This window comes from Limosilactobacillus agrestis (genome assembly GCF_014145585.1).
In the GTDB taxonomy this organism is placed as follows: domain Bacteria; phylum Bacillota; class Bacilli; order Lactobacillales; family Lactobacillaceae; genus Limosilactobacillus; species Limosilactobacillus agrestis.
Window position 1 is genome coordinate 1 of record NZ_JACIVF010000041.1, and the last position, 490, is coordinate 490.

At 42.2% G+C, this 490-nt stretch carries 1 protein-coding gene; it reads left to right on the forward strand.

Annotation, left to right across the window (positions count from 1 at the left end; translation table 11 throughout):
• Window positions 1-490: Rib/alpha-like domain-containing protein (locus H5R88_RS03420; RefSeq protein WP_259393965.1), on the forward strand; the 490-nt coding region annotated here is incomplete at both ends.

Here is a 490-nt window from a genome sequence, read left to right on the forward strand (position 1 = left end):
TCCAGAAGGTCAACCAATTAATACTGACAAGGGCGTAATGCCAAACCCAGGAGACGGTATTAAGAACAAGGGTGACTTGCCAACAGGAACCACTTATACTTGGACAAATGGTGAACCAGATGTAAGTACTCCAGGTACTAAACCAGTAACTATCACAGTTCACTACCCAGATGGGACAACAGATACAGTAACTACTACAATCACTGTAACTGACGATGCTGATAAGTACACTCCAAAACCAAATCCAATCAACACTGACAAGGGTCACATGCCAGATCCATCAGAAGGAATTGGCAACAAGGGTGACTTGCCAACAGGTACAACTTACACTTGGACAAACGGTGAACCAGATGTAAATACACCAGGTACTAAACCAGTAACTATTACAGTTCACTACCCAGATGGGACAACAGATACAGTAACTACTACAATCACTGTTACTGATGATGCTGATAAGTACACTCCAGAACCAAATCCAATCAACACTGAT